22 protein-coding genes and 1 pseudogene are annotated in these 17,406 nt (G+C 70.9%); 8 read left to right on the plus strand and 15 right to left on the minus strand.

Annotated features, from left to right (window positions below; translation table 11 throughout):
• Positions 1–448: hypothetical protein (locus VFZ92_RS19460; protein WP_330877391.1), on the plus strand; the 448-nt coding region annotated here is incomplete at its 5' end.
• Between the two features lie 4 nt (positions 449–452).
• On the opposite strand, the gene VFZ92_RS19465 is transcribed toward VFZ92_RS19460, so the two are convergent.
• Positions 453–929 carry a MarR family winged helix-turn-helix transcriptional regulator gene (locus tag VFZ92_RS19465; RefSeq protein ID WP_330877392.1) on the minus strand — a complete coding sequence of 159 codons (477 nt, stop codon included), beginning with the start codon at positions 927–929 and terminating at the stop codon, positions 453–455.
• Between the two features lie 663 nt (positions 930–1,592).
• The gene (locus VFZ92_RS19470) at positions 1,593–1,877 is read right to left on the minus strand and encodes an iron-sulfur cluster biosynthesis protein (RefSeq protein ID WP_330877393.1); all 285 of its coding nucleotides are present in this window, start codon (positions 1,875–1,877) and stop codon (positions 1,593–1,595) included.
• 255 nt (positions 1,878–2,132) lie between these two features.
• Between VFZ92_RS19470 and VFZ92_RS19475 the strand changes: the two are divergent.
• From VFZ92_RS19475 to VFZ92_RS19490, 4 genes and pseudogenes are all read left to right on the plus strand, one after another.
• Positions 2,133–2,513, plus strand: a pseudogene (locus VFZ92_RS19475) (MFS transporter); the annotation flags it as partial.
• 234 nt (positions 2,514–2,747) lie between these two features.
• Positions 2,748–3,443, plus strand: coding sequence for a copper chaperone PCu(A)C (locus VFZ92_RS19480; RefSeq protein ID WP_330877394.1), 696 nt, complete (start codon positions 2,748–2,750; stop codon positions 3,441–3,443).
• 422 nt (positions 3,444–3,865) lie between these two features.
• Entirely contained in the window at positions 3,866–4,336 is a 471-nt protein-coding gene (locus VFZ92_RS19485) for a hypothetical protein (RefSeq protein ID WP_330877395.1), read from the plus strand.
• 81 nt (positions 4,337–4,417) lie between these two features.
• Positions 4,418–4,774: a hypothetical protein gene (locus VFZ92_RS19490; RefSeq protein ID WP_330877396.1), complete on the plus strand. Its 357-nt coding sequence runs from the start codon at positions 4,418–4,420 to the stop codon at positions 4,772–4,774.
• Here VFZ92_RS19490 and VFZ92_RS19495 read toward each other — a convergent pair.
• Together VFZ92_RS19495 and VFZ92_RS19500 are read right to left on the minus strand one after the other, a co-directional pair.
• Complete coding sequence (locus tag VFZ92_RS19495; protein WP_330877397.1) at positions 4,708–5,127, minus strand: transposase; 420 nt, start codon at positions 5,125–5,127, stop codon at positions 4,708–4,710. The two genes, VFZ92_RS19490 and VFZ92_RS19495, sit on opposite strands and share 67 nt — an antisense overlap.
• 774 nt (positions 5,128–5,901) lie before the next feature.
• Positions 5,902–6,498 (minus strand): hypothetical protein, encoded by a 597-nt coding sequence (locus tag VFZ92_RS19500; protein WP_330877398.1) that lies wholly within the window; start codon positions 6,496–6,498, stop codon positions 5,902–5,904.
• Positions 6,499–6,647: 149 nt separating this feature from the next.
• Between VFZ92_RS19500 and VFZ92_RS19505 the strand changes: the two genes are divergently transcribed.
• Complete coding sequence (locus VFZ92_RS19505) at positions 6,648–6,941, plus strand: hypothetical protein (RefSeq protein WP_330877399.1); 294 nt, start codon at positions 6,648–6,650, stop codon at positions 6,939–6,941.
• Between the two features lie 26 nt (positions 6,942–6,967).
• Here VFZ92_RS19505 and VFZ92_RS19510 read toward each other — a convergent pair whose 3' ends face one another.
• The 3 genes from VFZ92_RS19510 to VFZ92_RS19520 all read right to left on the minus strand — a co-directional run bounded on the left by VFZ92_RS19510 (position 6,968) and on the right by VFZ92_RS19520 (position 8,713).
• Positions 6,968–7,321 carry a hypothetical protein gene (locus tag VFZ92_RS19510; protein ID WP_330877400.1) on the minus strand — a complete coding sequence of 118 codons (354 nt, stop codon included), beginning with the start codon at positions 7,319–7,321 and terminating at the stop codon, positions 6,968–6,970.
• A gap of 454 nt (positions 7,322–7,775) precedes the next feature.
• Complete coding sequence (locus tag VFZ92_RS19515; protein WP_330877401.1) at positions 7,776–8,441, minus strand: LiaF transmembrane domain-containing protein; 666 nt, start codon at positions 8,439–8,441, stop codon at positions 7,776–7,778.
• Positions 8,438–8,713, minus strand: coding sequence for a DUF4342 domain-containing protein (locus tag VFZ92_RS19520; RefSeq protein WP_330877402.1), 276 nt, complete (start codon positions 8,711–8,713; stop codon positions 8,438–8,440). The genes VFZ92_RS19515 and VFZ92_RS19520 overlap by 4 nt, the downstream gene beginning before the upstream one ends.
• 595 nt (positions 8,714–9,308) lie before the next feature.
• Between VFZ92_RS19520 and VFZ92_RS19525 the strand changes: the two genes are divergently transcribed.
• Positions 9,309–10,184, plus strand: coding sequence for a universal stress protein (locus tag VFZ92_RS19525; RefSeq protein ID WP_330877403.1), 876 nt, complete (start codon positions 9,309–9,311; stop codon positions 10,182–10,184).
• Here the strand turns inward: VFZ92_RS19525 and VFZ92_RS19530 are convergent.
• The 8 genes from VFZ92_RS19530 to VFZ92_RS19565 form a co-directional block, all read right to left on the minus strand.
• Entirely contained in the window at positions 10,123–10,623 is a 501-nt protein-coding gene (locus VFZ92_RS19530; RefSeq protein WP_330877404.1) for a hydrogenase maturation protease, read from the minus strand. The two genes, VFZ92_RS19525 and VFZ92_RS19530, sit on opposite strands and share 62 nt — an antisense overlap.
• Entirely contained in the window at positions 10,620–11,909 is a 1,290-nt protein-coding gene (locus tag VFZ92_RS19535) for a Ni/Fe hydrogenase subunit alpha (protein WP_330877405.1), read from the minus strand. Before VFZ92_RS19535 ends, VFZ92_RS19530 begins: the two co-directional genes overlap by 4 nt.
• A complete protein-coding gene (locus tag VFZ92_RS19540; protein ID WP_330877406.1) occupies positions 11,906–12,652 on the minus strand; it encodes an oxidoreductase in 747 nt (248 codons plus the stop codon). Before VFZ92_RS19540 ends, VFZ92_RS19535 begins: the two co-directional genes overlap by 4 nt.
• Positions 12,652–13,476, minus strand: coding sequence for an FAD/NAD(P)-binding protein (locus VFZ92_RS19545; protein ID WP_330877407.1), 825 nt, complete (start codon positions 13,474–13,476; stop codon positions 12,652–12,654). The genes VFZ92_RS19540 and VFZ92_RS19545 overlap by 1 nt, the downstream gene beginning before the upstream one ends.
• Positions 13,466–13,936 carry a cyclic nucleotide-binding domain-containing protein gene (locus VFZ92_RS19550; RefSeq protein WP_330877408.1) on the minus strand — a complete coding sequence of 157 codons (471 nt, stop codon included), beginning with the start codon at positions 13,934–13,936 and terminating at the stop codon, positions 13,466–13,468. The genes VFZ92_RS19545 and VFZ92_RS19550 overlap by 11 nt, the downstream gene beginning before the upstream one ends.
• Positions 13,933–15,036 carry a 4Fe-4S dicluster domain-containing protein gene (locus tag VFZ92_RS19555; RefSeq protein WP_330877409.1) on the minus strand — a complete coding sequence of 368 codons (1,104 nt, stop codon included), beginning with the start codon at positions 15,034–15,036 and terminating at the stop codon, positions 13,933–13,935. Before VFZ92_RS19555 ends, VFZ92_RS19550 begins: the two co-directional genes overlap by 4 nt.
• 50 nt (positions 15,037–15,086) lie before the next feature.
• Positions 15,087–16,079 carry an Acg family FMN-binding oxidoreductase gene (locus VFZ92_RS19560; protein ID WP_330877410.1) on the minus strand — a complete coding sequence of 331 codons (993 nt, stop codon included), beginning with the start codon at positions 16,077–16,079 and terminating at the stop codon, positions 15,087–15,089.
• A 94-nt stretch (positions 16,080–16,173) separates the two neighbouring features.
• Complete coding sequence (locus VFZ92_RS19565; protein ID WP_330877411.1) at positions 16,174–16,548, minus strand: hypothetical protein; 375 nt, start codon at positions 16,546–16,548, stop codon at positions 16,174–16,176.
• Between the two features lie 196 nt (positions 16,549–16,744).
• Between VFZ92_RS19565 and VFZ92_RS19570 the strand changes: the two genes are divergently transcribed.
• Positions 16,745–17,353 carry a hypothetical protein gene (locus VFZ92_RS19570; RefSeq protein ID WP_330877412.1) on the plus strand — a complete coding sequence of 203 codons (609 nt, stop codon included), beginning with the start codon at positions 16,745–16,747 and terminating at the stop codon, positions 17,351–17,353.
• The last annotated feature ends 53 nt before the right edge of the window (positions 17,354–17,406 follow it).

Below are 17,406 nucleotides of genomic sequence, written 5' to 3' on the forward strand. Positions count from 1 at the left end.
TGCCGACATCGATGTGGCGTTGTGCGTCGTGGTCGCGGTGAACAGCGACGCGGAGGGCATGCTGGTCACCTCGGCCGTGAGGCGGTTGACCAGTGCCGCGATCATCCTCGTGGTGCGCAGATCGGTGGTGACCTCCGTGGCAACTCTGCTCGGCGCCACCCGCGTGGTCGTGTCCGGTGGAGTGGGTGACGGAACGACGAGGCAGTCGGTCTTCTGGCCCGGTCTGTTGAGGCCGTTCATCGACGCCGCCGCGCTAGCCGGCGACCTGGTGCTGGCACTTCGCCCCGTCCACCTCACCGAGATCGGCCGCGATCCGCTCCAGTTCTGCCCACGTGTGCTGGCCGTGCTGCGCAATGGAACACGTCTCTGGTGCGAGGAACCCGAGGCCGCGCACCTGCTGCCTGACGACCACCTCCTGGAGGTGCGCGGCAGCGCGCCCGGCGGTTGAGCGGTCAGAACCAGGCCGTATCGCCCGGCGGGACGTCGGCGGGTGGCTCGCCCCCGGCCTCGGCGCACGCGATCAGAGCCTCGACCAGCCCGCACCGCGTGGATTCCGGCATCCGGGCGACGATGTCCGCGATCTCCGCCCGCCGCCGTTCGGTGATACCGCGCACGACCTGCCTGCCGACCGGCGTCAACCCGATGACGACCTCGCGCCGTGTCCCCGGGTTCGGCTGCCGGTCGACCATGTCCACCGCGACGAGCCGGGCCACCATCCGCGTGGCCGCCGACGGGTTCACCGCCAGCAGTTCCGCCAGTCCGATCAACTTCATCGGACCCCGGCTGTCCAGCACCACCAGCGGCCGGACCCCGGCCAGGGTGATCGTGTCCTCAACCGCTGCGCGGATTCCCCTCAGGTCGGACAGGGCCGCCCCGTTCGTGCTCGGGTACAACAAGGGGGAGGACGCCGCGATCGCTGTGGGATTCACCGTGATGATCACGGCCGGATCCAGCGCGGCAGCGACCTACCAGTACAGGCGAAGCGCCCGTCACAGGCCGGAGCGGACTTCGTGAGGCGCTGACGAAATGGCCGTGGCTGCTGTCGACGGCGGCCACGGCAAACGAGCGGTTCCGCATCGAGACGACCGACGTCCGAGGTGACGATCGGTGTCGACCAGGTTCTTCGCGAAGTGCTCGGCTGCTGCGCGGACCACGGTGCCGATCAGCGTCATCGACGAGCACAGCGGCAAGGGGCGAGGTCGGCGGACACAGCGTCACCACACAGGGAGGCCACCTCGGCCGACATCGTCGGAGCCGAGGTGATCACCTGGCCGGGATGGGTGGAGTCGTTGTCCCGCTTCGCTTTCGACGCCGCGAGACCTCCTCCGCGCACCGCCAGCGGCCAGCTGCGTCCTACGAGGACGTGATTGGCCCCGTCATGGTCGCCAGGGCGAGCGAACACGGATCGACCAGCCCCGGAGACGAGCACAGTTGCCTTGTTGCGGTCAGCGCCAACCAGACAAGGATGCCGGGGTGACCATCCGACACGTCGTCATGTCCGTGTCGGGCCGTGTGGCGGGACTGCCCGGCTGTGATCGGTACGCGGGGTGGTGTCTGATCCCTACTTCACGGAGGAACGCGTTCCCCGCCGCTCAGTCCTGTGGGTATACGCCGAAGTGGAAGTGTCCGGCTTCGTCGGCGCGCACGTTCAGGACCTTGTCGGCCAGAAGTCGGGCAGCGACGGGGTCGAGGAACACCGCGGCACCCGGCTCGGAGGTGACCACGAGTTCACCGTCGCCTGGTTGTGGTGCGATCGACAGGTCGTACCTTCCATCGCCGCTTCGCGCGGCGATGCGCAACCCGCCGCGCTCCGACACGTCCATGGCATTGGTCAGCGTGGTGATGGCAGCTTTCGCGGTGTCATCGATGGCGAGCACCGGCTCTCCTCCCCGTTTCGGATCCTGCGGTTCGCGGCAGGATGCCCCGACAGTCCACACTGGATGGACCGACGTGGATCACTTCGCGTTCGAGGCTATCCGCCCGACGGGCCGAAGGAAGCTCGGGTCCGCGTACCGCAAGGAAACCGTCAGGTGCCCGAGTCGCGAGTCGGCTGCGGTCGGCGGATGCTCGGATGGCCGCGAGAAGCGCATCGGCACACGGCCAACCGCACGTGGCGGAGGGAGGGCTACCTGGTGGCCAGCACCGCACCGGCCACCGGCGAGAAGGGGTTCTTCGGGCACCCCCGCACCTTGGCCAACCTCTTCGGCGTCGAGATGTGGGAACGGTTCTCGTTCTACGGGATGCAGGGCATTCTCACCATCTACCTGTACCACTCCGCGGCCGAAGGCGGGTTGGGGTTGGCGGAATCCACCGCGACCAGCATCGTCGGCGCCTACGGTGGACTGGTCTACCTGTCGACGATCGTCGGCGCGCGGGTGGCGGACCGGCTCTTGGGATCCGAGAGGGTGCTGTTCGGCAGCGCTGTCCTCATCATGTTCGGCCACATCGCCTTGGCGCTGCTACCGGGTTTCCTCGGCGTCGCGATCGTGGGCGGTGCGGCCGTCGCCTTCGGCGTCCTGCTCTTCCTGGCCGCGCCGCGCATCCGCCAGCTCCTGCACGGTGTCCGCTGATTCCGTCAGGGCGAGCTTCCTTGCGATTGGCTGACGACGGCCGGCAGGCGTTCGTGCGCGTCTGCCCCGGGGTAGCCGACCGGTGTGAACACCTTCCGCGTTGTCGCCGTGTCGAGTGCCCTGGTGCTCTCCCTCGCCTCCTGCGGGGAACCTCAGCAGCATCTGGAGAGCGGCACGATGGGCTCCAACGGGCAGGTGGGCCAAGTGCTGCTGAGGAACGTGGTGGTCCAGGCGCCACCCGGCCACTCCTGGCACCCTGGTGACGACGCGGACGTCCGCTTGACCCTGCTCACCGACGCGGACACGTCCGACGCCCTGATCGGGGTGCGCAGCGACAGTGCCGAACACGTCGAGCTGCGAGCCGACCAGGACTGCGACGGCACGAGTCCGCCGGTGGACGCGATCCCCGTACCCCCGAACGAAACAGCCGGTGGCTCCGGCGACATCGGATCCGACTACCACCTTCGGATCATCGGTTTCACCCGCGAGGTGCTCGCGGGCACGACCGTCGCGTTGACGTTCGACTTCGAGAAGGCGGAGGACACCACCATCGAGGCCATGGTCGAGGCGAATGGTGATGGTGACGTCTTCCCGCCTGCTTGTGGAACCCCTGCGACATCGACACCCACCACGTCGCCGAGCGACGGCCAATCCGTTCTGCGGGGCCGGGTGGAAGCCGGGGTGGAACCCGGATGTCTGGTGTTGACGACCGATTCCGGGCAATTCCTCCTCCTCGACGGTGATGCGCAGGTGCTGCGGCCGGGAACGGAGGTCGTCGTGCAGGGCGAGGCACGTCCCGGCCAGGCGACCACCTGCCAACAGGGAACACCGTTCACCGTGCGCGAGGTCCGACTCGCACCGGCCAGCCGCTGACCCGGCCCAACGCCCACGCCGCCCGGTGGGTGCTCGACGAGGAATGCGGGTCGTCGTCCGGGGTTCGAATCCGATCTGTTCAGGGGGTGCGGTCGGAATGCCCGCTCTGGACGTTCCGCACTGCTGGGAACGGATGCACGCGGGTGCGCGACCTGGGCCGGGTCGGCTTGGTGCCGTGTGCGATGTCCGCGGTGGACACCGCGTTGTAGGACCTCATCGCGGGGCTGTGCGGGTTGCCGCTGGCGCGCCTGGGAGCGGTGCGGACCACCGTCGCGGTCTACGGCAGCGGAGGGTCCACCACACAGTTCCGATCTGTGGAGACCTCGCGTTTGCCTGACGGCGGTTCGCGACGCGCTACAGGGCTCGCGGGCCGGTAGCCGATGGGCATGAACGGATTTGGCACCCTCGGAGTCGCCGGTGCGGTGAACGCCGCGATGGTGGCATCGTGCAACGTCGCGCCGCGGCAGTTGGGCACTGACGCGGAGATCGGTGGTGCTCTGCTGCGCGACGTGTTCGCCGAGGCACCTGGCGACGGTTCCTGCCAGCGCGGTGACGACCCCGTGGTGCGTTTCGCGATGTTTCGCGAAACCGATGCCGCCGACGTGCTGCTGGGCGTGCGCACGAGCACTGCGGACGATGTGGAGCTTCGTTCGGACGAGGACTACGGCGGAACCGTGCAGCGCATCCCGGTTCCGCTCGACACGGCCGGCAGCGCGGATCCGACCTGCCACCTGCGCATCGTGGACTTCTCCGAGGAAGTTCTGGCCGGCACGACGATCTCGCTGACGTTCAGCTTGGAAGACGCGGGTGAGACCGCGGTGGAGACGGTGGTCAAAGCCGCGGGGAACGGTGACGCGCCACCCGCCCGCTGCTCCAGGAACAGTTGGAGCTGAGACCTCCAGCAGCCAAGGGGTTCCTGCGCCGGTCAGCGGAGATCCGGCTGAGGACGTGAGGGAACGATAACGATGACAGGAGTGGGAGTCGTGATTCGACGTACCGAGAAGTTGCTCGCGGTGAGCGCGGCGCTCACGCTGGCCGCAGCCACGACCGGCTGCGGGGCCGACGACGACAGTCCGATCGCCGACGGAGGTGCGATGACCACGACCGCGGCACCAACGATCACGACGCCGGCCGAGAGCCAGTACTTCGCCGACGGCGACCACGTAGGAGATCAGGTCGACATCACAGCCCCGGTGGATGCCGATCTGACCGACGACGACTACGCCGATGACTACGGGCCGGTCGAGTCCGCGCTGCTCGATGCCTACGCGGATGAGGACTTCCTCGCCGTCGAGAGCGTGGTCGCGGGGTCGTCCCCGCCGAGCGGTTGACCGGCCGCGGTCCGACCGGTGATCGGAGGTCCTGCGGTGATCAGTCGGTGCACGACGTCGCGGAGCTGGGCGGTGGTCACCGCGACGAGATCGACGACGGGTGGCAACCGGATCGCGTCGAGCACCGCGGTCCAGGAGGTCCGGCCGGTTTCCAGGGCCGCCACGACGGAATACGGCCAGCCGGGGATCATGTGGGGCTCGCCCTTGCCGCGTCCGTAGGTGTGGCAGAACGACCGCCGTGGGGAGGTGTTGGCGTCGAGCCGCAGCCAGGGCGACACATCCACCGCCACCACGATCCGTCCATCCGCTGCTTTGGCAACCGTTGTGCGACAAGGATATTTGGTGGTCGTCATAGTCGATCCGGCCGTTGTTGACCGCGTCGTAGAGGCCACCGTGGCCTCGCCGGTGCTCCGGCGCCGGCGACAACCCGACCAATGCTCGGACCGGGCCGTCAGCGCAGAGCACCGCGTCGGTCAGCTCGAACAACCCGTCCGCCCGCGTGGTCAGACAGCGGTGGAAGTCCTGACGGAACCGACCCAGCTCCCCGAGTGCCTGTTCCCGGTCGACATCGTGCACGCTGATCACGGAGCCCTTGGATCGATCGTCCTTCTGCCGCGATAAGGTGATCAACCAAGGGCTGCGCTCATGACCACACAGGGGTGCGTCTCACCGCCTGGGTCCTTGAACAACAAGCTGAGGGCTTGTCGCGTCCGATCCACGTGCTGAACGCGTGATCGGTTCGTCGGAGATGAGTGCTCTGCGCCGCACGGCGGAGACGGAGATCTCCACGTGGTTCAACCGCGAAGCGTGCACGGGAACGTGGACCATGTGGGCGTCGGGGTCAGGCAGTGATCCATTGCACGGTGGCCGCGATGTGGTCCGCCGCTGGCAGCGCGCCGACCTGCGCGGGATCGCCGTCGAACTGGATACCGCCATCACGTCAGGTCACGAGCAGAAGCACTTCGGCCAGACCTCAGCCACCGGTGCGCTGGTAGTTCCATCCTGGCCGGCGGCCTCCGAAACAGTGGTGGATGCCGTGTCCGAAAGCCATGTGGGGGACTGGGTTTCGGTGACGTGCACGTTTCCGGTCGCTACGGCCGCCTGCTCATCGAACTCGGCGAAGCCCTCTAGCGCTCCTCGACCAAGCGGGCCAGTGCCGTGCCGGTGATCAAGGCCATCGTCGCAGCCATCAGCAGTCCGCCGAGGACACCGATGAGCACGCGGAGCGCGAGTCCCGGCTGCCACAGCGGGATCGTGACAACCAGGAACACCAGCAACGCCATGCCCCACGCGACGCCGGTCGCCCAGACCCACCGGTGTGCGTTCTGCACGTGGTAGCGCAGCACCAGCCACTGCGCGGTGCCGATGGACAGCAGCACCGCCATCCCCAACACCGCGGCGACGGGCAGGAGCACGACAGCGGGCAACGAAGCCAGTCGTTCGCCGTTGGCCGTCGCCATCATCGCGACCGTCCACGCGAAACCCGCGGCCGCGGCCGTGGTGGCGATCCACTGGAGACCGGGCAACCCCGGCAGGACACGGGGCAGCACCCGCGCCTGCGCCCAGCCGAGCACCGCGCCCTCGACGACACCCGCGAGCACCAGCACCGCGGGCCAAGGGGCCACCGCTCCCGCGACCGCGGGCAGGACGAACCCGACGAACTCTCCGGCGGTCACCCATCGGAACCAGCTGAGGCGGTCGAGCGGCTGGTTGGCGGTTGTCATGGTCCCAGGGTGGGCGACCTGGGAACCGGAGTGCAGGGACCAAGGTCCTTTCCTCTCGACTGCGAAGGACCCGCGGGGTGCGCTGGTTGATCCCGGCTCATCAGCAACGTCCGTCTCTACTGTGATCCATGTCACTTGGAGAGAGTGGGATGTCGCTCGAAGCACGCAATCCGGGGAAGGGGTTGGTCGCGATGATCACCAGCAGGTACACGCCGAGGCACCGAGCCATGTTGAAGGCCATCGCGGACGGCCGCGGTCAACTGCTCTGCGGGCGCCGTCCCAACCTCAGCGTCGACGGCCTCTGGTGCGACTTCACGGCCACCGGCGACCTCGTGGACAACGACCTCGTGCGCCCGGCCTGGCAGGCGCCGCCGGGTGTCGCCGCTCCCGCGGTGCTGACCGGGTCCGGCACCCTCGTGCTCCAGGCCATGTCCGCGCCGTGACGGCGCCGCGCTCGCGGGTGGTGGGCTCAGCGCGTGCGGGCGCGCAGCCGGACACCCAGTCCGCTGGCCGCCAACGGGGCCGCGCCCGCGGCGAGGAGCAGACCGCCGCCGCTCACCGCGCCGTCGGTCCAGTCCCACACCGCCTCGGGCACCACCGAGGTCGTTGCCACCACTCCGGCGACCAGCAGGACGGTGGTTCGGGACCGCGGGTACGCGGCGAAGGACACGGGTGCGACGGCGGCGCTGAGTGCGTACGCCCAGGCCACCGTGTCCGAGCCGCCGAGCAGTTGCTGCGCGCCGAACAGCGCGATCGCCACTCCGATGCCGAAACCGAGCGGAACGGGCCGCAGGACACCAAGCAGCGCGACGGCGAACCACACCGCGCCCAGGACGGACAGGGCGACACCGGTGGCAGGCGCGGTGTCGGTGAACAGGTCACCGGTCCACCGCCACCGCGCAGGCGCCCGCCACCGCCCGCCACGAGCACGACGGTGGCGGTGCCCGCCAGCGCGACGCGACCGACGCGGGACAGGTCCTCCCGGGACGTGCCGAGCATCGGCGCGGCACCGCCCAGCGGCAGACCGCCACCGACGTAGCCGAGCAGTTCCACGAGAACCTGCGCGGTGCCGCCCTTGACCTTGCCGCTGTCGTCGAGCGCTGCCCGCACGGCCTCCTCCCGCTCGGCGGACAGGATCCCGGCCCGCATCAGGTCCCGCAGGGCCGCGAGCTGGTCGGTGCTCAGCGCCATGTCGTCGCCTTCCCGTGGCGGTGCGGTGCACGAGCGTGCACCGGCGAGGACCGGAGCGGCAGCCCCGCTCCGGTCCTGTCCGCTGTTCACGCCTTCGGTTCGTGCGCGACCTCGACCCCGCCGAGGATCGCCGTGGCGTTCACGGTGAGCTGCGGCGCGTCCGGCGGCAGGTCCTCGGCGCCGGAGGTCTTGTCGTCGAATCCGCCCATGAACGGCAAGCCGCCCAGCGACACGCGCCACCCCTTGGGCACCAGCACCTGGACGCCGCCGAACAGCGCGAAGGCGTCGACGGTGGCCCTGGTGTCGATGTGGGCCTCACGCAGGTCGAGCGTCGCGCCGCCGAAGATGGCCGAGACGGTGGTGCGCTCGAAGTGCTTGGACCGCTCGCGCGTCGTCGTGCCGCTGAACATCACCACGGGCGTCGGGACGCTGTCGTGGTCGGTCGTGCGGTGCCTGCGCAGTCCTGCCAGCACGGCGAGTCCGACGAGCACCAGGATCGTGGGCCACACGACGTTGCCCGATGCCCAGCCCAACGTTTGCGCGAGCAGCACGACGCCCAGCACGGTGAGGACGACCGGGCCCGCCGACACGCTCCGCTGGGCGATCATCGCCGTCATGCCGAGGCCGATGACGGCGACCGGCCACCACCGGCCCAGGACGTCACCGGGGTCCAGGACGTCGGTGGCGTCGAGGATGCCGAAGACGCCGAGGGCCAGCAGCGCCAGTCCCACCCAGGTCCGGACGGGTTTCACTTCTCACCTCCTTCGACGGGGGGCGTCTCGTGGTGCTCGACCTGGATGGTCCACTCGTTGGCGAGAGCCCCGATGGCCCCGACGGCGACGGCCACGGGGGCGGCGATCGCGGCGACCACGCCCGCGGTCACCGGGATCTCCATCACGGTGTCGCCCTTGTCGTTCTTGATGACGACGCGGCGGACGTTGCCCTCGTGGATGAGCTGCTTGACCTTCTCCACCAGCGCCTGGCCCCGAACCCGCGTGTCTCCGGTTTCCTGTCGCACGGTCATGTCGTTCTCCTCCCACCACCACGGTCCGCCGCGGCGGTGAGCGGGGGCAGAGCCCGAAGTCCTCGTGGAACCCGGAAATGGTCCTCTCCCGTCGATCACCTCGGGTTCGTCACGGGACGGTGCCGCGAACAGCACGCAGAAGGCGCCGGTTCCGGCGCTGTCCGCGGCACGATCGCGTTGGACGAACCCGCGGGAGGGACCGGTTGGTGCACGGGTGACCGGATGGGGGCCACGGGTGGCGCTTCGCTCCCCGCCGCAGCGAGAACAGGGCGATGACGGGCAGCGTGCACGGCAGGTGACCGAGTACCGCGAGTGGCCGCTCCCACCACCAGATGAGGTCCGGTTCGCGGTCGTCGACCATCCGTCCGGCGAGGACGACGTAGAGGACGGTGCGGGCCAGTGCCGTCCCGTTGCTGTGGAACAGGAACAGCGGGAGCGCGAACCGGTTGACCAGAGCGGTCGCCCACCGGTTCGAGGGCATCGGACCGGTTCCGCGAAAGACCCTGCGTCTGGGGGACCTACGGCCAGTGCGCGCGGCACGCCCGATTCGTAACGTCGGTGCCAGGTACTCGGACGGCGAAGAGGAAGGCTTGCCATGACCGCAGTTGTGGCTCCGATCGTGGTCGGCGTCGACGGTTCGGAATCCGCGCTCGACGCGGTGCGGTGGGCGGCGGCGGAGTGCGCCAGGCACCGGGTTCCGCTGCGACTGGTGCACGGCTACGTGCTGCCGGTCGGCGGCTACCCGGAGATCGTCCTGACCTCGTACGGGGTGCGCGAGTCGATGGCGGCCTTGGCGCGGGGTTGGCTGGAGGCCGGTGTCGCGGCTGCCCGGTCCACCGCGCCGGACGTCGACGTCGAAACCGACTCGGTGCTCGACGGGGTCGTGCCGACGCTGATCCGGGAGTCGAAGCGCGCCCGGATGGTCGTGCTCGGTTCCCGAGGGCTCGGTGCCTTCACCGGGATGCTGCTCGGGTCCACCGCGGTCGCGCTGGCCGCGCACGGCAAGTGCCCCGTCGTGGTGGTCAGGGGAGCGGCCACCGAGGGCGGCCCGGTCGTGGTGGGGGTGGACGGCACACCGGCCAGCGAGGCGGCGATCGCCTTCGCGTTCGAGGCCGCGTCGACACGGGAGGCCCCGCTCACGGCCGTCCTGTCGTGGACCGACGTCCGGGTGGACAGCGCGTTCACCGAGGCGCGGATCACCATCGACTGGTCGCAGGTCGAGGAGGAAGAGGAGCGGCTGCTGGCGCAGCGGTTGGCCGGGTGGCAGGAGAAGTACCCGGACGTGCGCGTGGAGCGACTCGTCCTGCGCGACCGCCCGGTGCACGCCCTGCTGCGCCTCGCGGAGACCGCGCAGCTGCTCGTCGTCGGCTCCCGCGGACGCGGTGGCTTCACCGGGATGCTGCTCGGCTCTACGAGCCAGGCGCTCGTCCACCACTCCCACTGCCCGGTGGCTGTCGTCCGTCCTGCGTAGGGGATTCGCCCACGGCGGCCAGTTCGGCCAGCACGGCGTCGACCGCGGGGCCGAGCGCGCCCGCGACGAGCGGGCTCAGTCCCACACCGAAGGCCACGTCGTCGACCTCGATGGCGAGCACGACCAGCCTGGCGGGCATCCTGTCGAGGGCACGGGCCAGCTCCACGGCCTCGGGGACACCGAACCCGTGCGAGCTGGTGGCGGACGTCGAGGTGGGCACGTTCGCGCGGTGCAGCCGACCCGGCCGCGACGGGACGCACCGGACCGCGTCCACGACCACCGCCAGGTCGGCGTCCTCCCAGGCGTCCATGAGCCGGACGGGGTCGCCGTCGGAGATCTCGACCCGCACGCCGCGGCGCGCGACCTCCGCGACGATGGCGGGTCCGACGCCGTCGTCGCGGCGGAACTCGTTGCCGATGCCGATGACCACGGCGCTCACCCGCGTTCCACCGTGAGGTCGAGGAAGTGGGCCGAGCAGGAGATGCAGGGGTCGTAGTTGCGGATCGCCTGCTCGCACAGGTGGGTCAGGGCGTGGTCGTCGAGGCCCAGCGCCCCCGTCACGAGGTGCGTGAGGTCGTCCTCGATCGCGGCCTGGTTCTGCGAGGTCGGGGGGACGATGTCGGCGCTGAGGACCGCACCGCCTGCATCGAGTTCGTAGCGGTGGTAGAGCAGACCGCGCGGTGCCTCGGTGGTGCCGTGCCCGACCCCGGCTCGGTGGTCCACCTCGATGAACGGCTTCGGGCGCTCGTAGTCGGCGATGATCCGCAGCGCCTCTTCCACGGCGTAGACGACCTCGACCGCGCGCACCACGATGCTGCGGAACGGGTTGAGGCACTGCGCGCCCAGACCCGCGGCGGTCGCGACCTGTGCGGCGACCGGGGAGAGCCGGTCGGAGTTGAGGCTGTAGCGTGCGAGCGGGCCCACGAGGAAGAGCTGTCCGTCGAGCCGGGCGTGCAGCGCCGTCGAGTGCGGCACCTGGTGCTCGACGACGTGCGACGAGAACTCCGCGGGTGGGAACGACCGCCCGGTCGTGACGTGCGGTATGCCGCGGTCCAACGGGTACCCGCTGGTGTCGCGCAGCGCCATCAGCCGGTGCGGCACGTCCAGGTCGGGGAAGTCGAAACCGGACACCCAGCCGACCGTCGCGACGGCGTCGTCCAGCGCTTGGCGCAGCTGTTCGGCCAACGGTCGCAGTTCCGCCGCGGTGGGCACCCGGTAGAAGCCACCGAGCCGGACGTTCACCGGGTGGATCGCGCGACCGCCGATCGCCGACATCACCGAGTTGCCCGCCTTCTTCAACGCCAGCCCCCGCTCCACCAGTGACCGCTGCGCGCGGGCCATCGCGATGCCGTCGGGGAAGCCGAGGAAGTCCGGCGCGTGCAGCAGGTAGATGTGCAGGGCGTGGCTGGAGATCCACTCGCCGCAGTACAACAGCCTGCGCAGCGCCCGGAGTTGCCCGTCGACCTCCACGCCGCACGCGTCCTCGACCGCCCGACAGGCGCTCATCTGGTAGGCGACGGGGCAGATGCCGCAGATGCGCGCGGTGATGTCCGGCGGTTCCCGGTAGTCCCGGCCGCGCAGGAGCGCTTCGAAGAACCGCGGCGGCTCGTAGATGTTCAGCCGCACCTCCTCGACCCGTGCGCCCTTGGTCCGCACGTGCAGCGCGCCCTCACCCTCGACCCTCGCGAGCCCGGCCACGTGCAGCGTGCGGGACTGGTGCGTCACGCCCACTCCGGGGCGGCGGCGTTGAACGTCCGGAACACCCGGTCCACCTCCCCGTCGTCCATGCCGCACCGCCGCAGCAGTGGGATCAGCGCGGGCACGTTCGCGCCCGTCATCGGTCCGAAACACCCGTAGCAGCCCCGGTTCACGGCCGGGCACAGCGCGCCGCAGCCCGCGTGGGTGACCGGCCCCAGGCACGGCGTGCCGTCCGCCACGGCCACGCAGGTGAGACCTCGGCGCTTGCACTCGGTGCACACGCTGGTGTCGGGCAGGTCCGGCTCACGGCCCACCAGGAACGCCGAGAGCACTTCGAGGAGCTGGCGCCGGTCGATGGGGCACCCGCGCAGTTCGTAGTCCACCTCGACGTGCGCCGAGATGGGGGTCGACGTCGCCAGCGACTCGATGAGGGAGGGATCGGCGTAGACGACCGACCGGAACTCGGCGACGTCGCCGAAGTTCCGCAGCGCCTGGATCCCGCCCGAGGTGGCGCACGCGCCCACGACGACCAGCACGCGGGACTGCGCCCGGATCGACCTGATCCGCTCGACCTCGTCCTCGGTCGTCACGGACCCCTCGACGATGGACACGTCGTGCGGTCCGGGTTCGACGACGCCGGAAACCTCGAGGAAGTGCGAGATCCGAACGCGTCCGGCCAGTTCGAGCAGTTCGTCCTCGCAGTCGAGCAGGGTCAACTGGCACCCGTCGCACGAGGTGAACTTCCAGACGGCCAGGGAGGGGAGTTCCATCACAGCTCCTTCACCAGCATGAGCGGGGTCGCCACGGGGAGGTCGACGACCGGTCCGTCGCGGCACAGCAGCAGGGGGCCCAGCTGGCAGTGCCCGCACACGCCGGTGCCGCACTGCATGTTCCGCTCCAGGGAGACCTGGACGCCCTCGTCGGGAACTCCGCGGCCGAGCAGCGTCCGCGCGCAGTAGCGCATCATCGGTTCCGGACCGCACAGCATCGCCGTGGTGCGCGTCGCGTCCAGCGGGATCGACGCGAGCGGTTCGGTCACGACGCCGACGCGCCCGGTCCACCCGTCGGCGGCGTGGTCGACGGTCACGACGACGTCCACGTCGGCCAGCGAGTCCCAGTGCCGCAGCTCGTCGTCGTACAGCAGGTCCGAGGGTGTCCGGGCGCCGACGACGAGGGTGACGCGGCGGTAGCTCGACCGGTGCTCCAGAGCGTGCCGCAGCGCCGGGCGCAGCGGTGCCAGGCCGATGCCGCCCGCGACCAGGAGCAGGTCGCCGCCCTCGGCCCGGTCGACGTCCCACGCCGTGCCGAACGGGCCGCGGACACCGAGCACCGCGCCCGGCTCGGCGGAGTGCAGCGCCCGACTCACCGCACCGACCGCGCGGATCGTGTGGACCAGCACGCCACCGGCGGGGATGTCGCTGATCGAGATGGGGACCTCGCCGATCCCGTGCGCGTAGAGCATCGCGAACTGGCCGGGCCGGAACACGGGCAACCGGTCCGCGACCGGGGCCAGCACGAGGGTCGCCGAGTCCTTCGTCTCCACCCGGCGGCGCCGCACCCGGTGCGCCACCGGCAGCCACGGATCAGTCGCCATCGGGGTGCCGGTAGAGGTCGAGCAGGCGGATCCTGGTCGCCTGCAACCGGTTGAGCAGGGCCTCGACCAGTATCCGGGACATCCGGTAGCCGAGCACGGGATCGGCGTCCGCGAGCCTCCTGAGGTCCAGCGCGTCCACCACGACCGCGCTGGTCGGCGCGGCGATGCTCGCACCGAAGTGCCATCGGTACGGCGGTACCAGCCAGGACCAGCCGAGCAGTTCGCCGGGGCCCACGCTCTGGACCACCGTGCGGCCCCGGCCGGGGATGTCGGTGTCCACCACCGCGCAGCCCGCGGTCACCACCCAGCACCGGTCCGCGAGCCGACCTTCCTCGAACAGCCGCGCACCGGGTTCGTAGTCCTCGTGGCGGGCGATCCCCGCCAGCGCGGCGCGCTGGTCGTGCGACAGACCCGCCAGCAGCGGCAGGCCGTCGAGTTCGGTCATCGGCGCGGACGTCATGGTCGCCCTCCCAGCAGATCGGTGAGCGCCGCGGCTTCCGCGGTGATGTCGATGCCCACCGGGCACCAGGCGATGCACCTGCCGCACCCGACGCAGCCGGAGGTGCCGAACTGGTCGTGCCAGGTGCCCAGCTTGTGGGTCATCCACTGCCGGTAGCGGGACGCACCGCTGGTGCGCACCGCGCCGCCGTGCAGACCGGAGAAGTCGATCTCGAAGCAGGACGCCCACCGCTGTGCGCGCTCGGCGTGCCCGCCGCTGAGGTCCGTGACGTCCTCGGTGGTCGCGCAGAAGCAGGTCGGGCAGACCATCGTGCAGTTGCCGCAGGTGAGGCAGCGCTGGGCCACCGACTCCCAGTGCGCGGAGTCGCGGCTCGCCGCGAGCAGCGCACGCAAGTCGACCTCCGGCATCACCCGGCCCATCCGGTCCGCGGCCGCCGCCACGTCCGACTCCGCCAGCACGACGTCGCGCTCCTGCGCGGCGCGGCCGGGCAGCCGTGCCAGCAGCGCCGCGCCCGCCGGTGTTCCCGCCGAGGCGAGGAACCGGTGGCCCTCGTCGTCGATCCGCTCGGTCAGCGCCACGTCGTAGCCGGACTCCACCGCGGGGCCGGTGCGCATCGACGCGCAGAAGCACACCTCGCCCGGCTCGGTGCACTGCGCCGCCACGACGAACGGTGTGCGTCCTGTGGAGCGCAACACCTGCGTGAGCTTGGCGATGGCGGCGATGTCACAGGCGCGCGCGCCGAGGAACGCGTACTTCGCGGCAGGCTCGTCCGGCACGTGGAAACCGCCGCTGTCGCTGGACACCAGCGTGCGGCGGGACGGGTGCAGGAACGACTTCCACGACTGCGGCCCGGCGGAGTGCCCGAACACCGCGTCGTCCGAACGCCTGCGCACCCGGTAGCGACCCGGTCCCGCGTCGACACCCCACCCGGCGGGCAGGTCGACCACGGACTCCACCTCCGCCAACGTGATGGCGTTGTCGCGCAGGACCGGGCCGATCACCAGGTGGCCGTCGGCGCGGAGCGCGCCGATCAGCGCGTCGAGGCCGTCGAGGTCGAGTACCGCGTCGCCCAACCCGTTGGTGCTGTTCGGGATCACCATGGTTCGCGTCCATCCAGTTCGTGCTCGGTCCGAAGGGCGCAGGCCCACGGTCAGCCGGTGGGGGGATCCAGCACGTCGTCGAGGGGACGACGGGGAGTCGGCGGGAGCGGGGCCGCGTTCATCAGCCCCCAGCCGATCCGCAGCACCATCTGCGGGTACGTCGCTCCGCCCAGCACCTCGGTGCGCAGCAGTTCCCTGGTCTCCGCGACCTCGAGCGGTTGGGTCAAGGGGCAGGTGGCCAGTCCGGCGGCGGTGGCCTCCAGCAGCACGGCACTGGTGGCCTCACCCGCGCGCAGGCAGGACATCCGGTCGTCAGAGGTGGTGCCGAGCACCACGAGCGAGCCCTCGTCGTCGACTTCCGCCCCGCCGGGCTGGCGAAGCTCTCCCGAGGGGAACGTCCGGGTCCGGACGTCGCCGTACCAGACGTCGCCCGCTGGGATGTTGGCCGCGGGAACGCCCTCGACGGACCGGGCGCCGACGTCGCTCCACGTCCGCAGCTCCAGTGCGTACTCGGGGTCCGCGTTCTGGGCCTCGGCGGCGCGGATGATGGCCATGACCAGTTCGTACCGCGCCTTGTCGTCCGCCACGTCGCCGGCGATGACGCCTTCGGCCCTCGCGCGGTCGGCCAGCTGCGCGAGCAGCGCGGGAGGTATCCGCCACGAGGAGAAGCGGCGGCGGTCGGTTCGCCGGAACGTGATCGCCTTCGCCATGGCCACCTCGACCTCGTTCGGGTCGTGCCGCGACAGCTCGACCACCGCGAGGTGGTCGGGGCGGTCGGGGTCGGGCAGTCGGTGCACGGTGGCCCGCCAACCCGTGGCCGCGAACGCGATCCGCGCGTGGTGCAGCGCGGCTCCGCAGCTGAGCAGCAGGTCCGCGCCGGTCGGGTCGACAGCGGGCAGGTGACGGGAGGGATCCGCGAAGAGGTGCAGGCCCTCCGGGCCGAACCGCCACCGCCACGGCTGTGAGTTGTGCACCGACGGCGCACGGCAGGCCATCGTCACCGCCGCGCGGACCGTCGTCTCGTCCGGCGTACCGCGGTCCATCCGGATCACCTCCTGGCGTGGCACTCCGCCGTGGTCACCCTGTAGACCGTGGCACCGATCGATGGCCGGGTTCAGGGTCGGAGTACCCGTGTGGTCAGGGTCTGCCGTCCTGAGCGGCGGCCAGGCTCGCGCGGCAGGCGCGGACGAGTTGGCGGGTGGCGCGGCTGTTCGGCGACCTGCGGCACCGGGTGCAGCGCACGACGACGTCACCGGTCAGCTCGTCGACGCCGACGGTCGCCGAGCACTCGCAGTCGCGGCACCACCGGTGCCCGGTCACCACGATGACGTGCGCGGGGGAGTGCACGCACTGGTGCAGCCAGCGCTTGTGCAGTCGGCAGGTCGTGCGTTCCAGCGGGTCCAGCCAGCTCAGCTCGGCGAGGTCTTCCTCGGTCAGCGCGACGGCGAGCCCGCGGTCGCGCAGGTCCGCGTACCGGTCGGCTACCGCGGCGGTGAGCTGTTGCGTGGACATCTTCTCCTCCAAGGGGGTTCGGGACCTGGCCCTACGGTCCGCCTCGTAGCCGCGGGCGAACACCGCACGGGGACCCCGTTCCGGAGTGACCTGCACGCCTCGTCGGGTGCCCATCGGCTCTCCGCGCCGCGGACCAACGGCCCTGTGTGGCGACCGCGGTCCGGAGCAGCCTGGTACCAGCCCGAGGAGGACGACCATGAACAGCCAGCCCGCATCACCGGTCGCGCGACTGGTGCGCAGCGTGTTCGACCGCCGCAACCCGTTGGCCCGCAGGGGTGATCGGTTCGAAGGCGTGGTGCTGGTGTTCGCCGTCGCGGTCTCGCTGCTCGGCGTGCCCGTCGCGGCGACCGTGGGCTCGGAGCTGCACGAGTCCCGGTCGATCGACTCGAGGCACCAGCTGAGCACCCGGCACCAGGCCCTCGCCGTCCTCCTCGTCGACGCCCCGCCGTTCACCCGCACGGTCGACCAGGCCGGTGGTGTGCGGGTCTCGGACGTCCCCGCGTCGTGGGAGCTGCCCGACGGGTCGACGCGAACGGGCGAGGTGGCGGCGAACGACGGGGCCAAGGCGGGAGCCTCGGTGCGGATCTGGGTGGACGACGAGGGGGCGGTGACCAAACCGCCGATGACGTCCGTGGGCGCGGGCTTGGGTGCCGTCGTGGTCGCGCTGGTGTCGTGGACGGCGCTCGTCGGCGCGTTGGCCGCGCTGTACTCGCTGGTGTGCTGGGCCAACAGGAGGGCCTCCCTCCGCCGGTGGGCCGACGAGTGGGCCGAGGTCGGTCCGGAGTGGACTCGCCGGATCCGCTGACCGCAGTGCCGAACGTCATGGGATGCACGGGACCAACCGCACTGTCCGCGGAC

It is taken from the genome of Umezawaea sp., from assembly GCF_036375055.1.
Classification (GTDB): domain Bacteria; phylum Actinomycetota; class Actinomycetes; order Mycobacteriales; family Pseudonocardiaceae; genus Umezawaea.

Coding starts and splice junctions, on each gene's coding strand:
- VFZ92_RS19480 (WP_330877394.1), top strand. CDS start 2,748: ATGGGCTCCAACGGGCAGGTGGGCCAAGTGCTGCTGAGGAACGTGGTG.
- VFZ92_RS19495 (WP_330877397.1), bottom strand. CDS start 5,127: ATGACGACCACCAAATATCCTTGTCGCACAACGGTTGCCAAAGCAGCG.
- VFZ92_RS19500 (WP_330877398.1), bottom strand. CDS start 6,498: ATGACAACCGCCAACCAGCCGCTCGACCGCCTCAGCTGGTTCCGATGG.
- VFZ92_RS19505 (WP_330877399.1), top strand. CDS start 6,648: ATGTCGCTCGAAGCACGCAATCCGGGGAAGGGGTTGGTCGCGATGATC.
- VFZ92_RS19520 (WP_330877402.1), bottom strand. CDS start 8,713: ATGACCGTGCGACAGGAAACCGGAGACACGCGGGTTCGGGGCCAGGCG.
- VFZ92_RS19525 (WP_330877403.1), top strand. CDS start 9,309: ATGACCGCAGTTGTGGCTCCGATCGTGGTCGGCGTCGACGGTTCGGAA.
- VFZ92_RS19540 (WP_330877406.1), bottom strand. CDS start 12,652: ATGGAACTCCCCTCCCTGGCCGTCTGGAAGTTCACCTCGTGCGACGGG.
- VFZ92_RS19545 (WP_330877407.1), bottom strand. CDS start 13,476: ATGGCGACTGATCCGTGGCTGCCGGTGGCGCACCGGGTGCGGCGCCGC.
- VFZ92_RS19550 (WP_330877408.1), bottom strand. CDS start 13,936: ATGACGTCCGCGCCGATGACCGAACTCGACGGCCTGCCGCTGCTGGCG.
- VFZ92_RS19555 (WP_330877409.1), bottom strand. CDS start 15,036: ATGGTGATCCCGAACAGCACCAACGGGTTGGGCGACGCGGTACTCGAC.
- VFZ92_RS19560 (WP_330877410.1), bottom strand. CDS start 16,079: ATGGACCGCGGTACGCCGGACGAGACGACGGTCCGCGCGGCGGTGACG.
- VFZ92_RS19565 (WP_330877411.1), bottom strand. CDS start 16,548: ATGTCCACGCAACAGCTCACCGCCGCGGTAGCCGACCGGTACGCGGAC.
- VFZ92_RS19570 (WP_330877412.1), top strand. CDS start 16,745: ATGAACAGCCAGCCCGCATCACCGGTCGCGCGACTGGTGCGCAGCGTG.